Raw genomic sequence first — 693 nt, forward strand, 5'->3', positions numbered from 1 at the left:
AAGCCCGGCTCTCAAGGAATCGAAGGTTTGGGTTTTGGTATTTATAAAAACCTGAGGCTCAGCCATGTTCGCCTCACGAATACCGTTTGTTGCCAATTCGATCCCAGCCGCCTGCGACATTCCCGCCGCCTGCACCATCGCTACGCTTTTGCTGGGTGTAGGTGGTTTTGATGCGACCGAAATCCAGCTGCACTACTTCCTGAGGGACACCTGCACCAGCGTTTTGCATGTAGTCAGCGATGATGACTTGCTCAAGAACAATCTCGAAGTACTTGAGTTTGTCAGTGCCCGCACGGCAAAGCGCCAAGGTCACTTCTTTCAAGTGCTCGCCTGCGCAACTGGCTTCCAGCAGCTTGCAGCTGGATTTATCCATTGCCTTGGTGAACGTGAAAACGGTCATGGTCGTGCGGCCAGAGGATGCGCCGCCCGCCGAGCTGGCAGTCGCGGAGGTGCTTTGGTGGGCCCCAAAGCTATAGCCGGTGATTTCAATCCAGTCTCGGTATTTTTCGTCCAGCACTTCGCCAGGTATACCGTCGATTTTTATGAATGCGTCAAACGCCATCATTGCCACTCCTTGGTAATGGTAAATGCTCCGTGTCGGCTTACATCAACGCGACGACCTGAGGAAGTTAGTCCTGGTGCATCTTCCCAACAATAGAGAAAACACAGCAGAGCACGTAGGAATGGTCTGAA

At 52.8% G+C, this 693-nt stretch carries 1 protein-coding gene; it reads right to left on the reverse strand.

Annotated elements, in window-relative coordinates; all coding sequences use genetic code 11:
• Window positions 1-73: 73 nt before the first annotated feature.
• Window positions 74-562 carry an Hcp family type VI secretion system effector gene (locus tag ACQRAX_RS25535; RefSeq protein WP_412039100.1) on the reverse strand — a complete coding sequence of 163 codons (489 nt, stop codon included), beginning with the start codon at window positions 560-562 and terminating at the stop codon, window positions 74-76.
• Window positions 563-693 lie beyond the last annotated feature (131 nt).

Source organism: Pseudomonas sp. UM16 (assembly GCF_050312595.1).
Lineage (GTDB): Bacteria > Pseudomonadota > Gammaproteobacteria > Pseudomonadales > Pseudomonadaceae > Aquipseudomonas.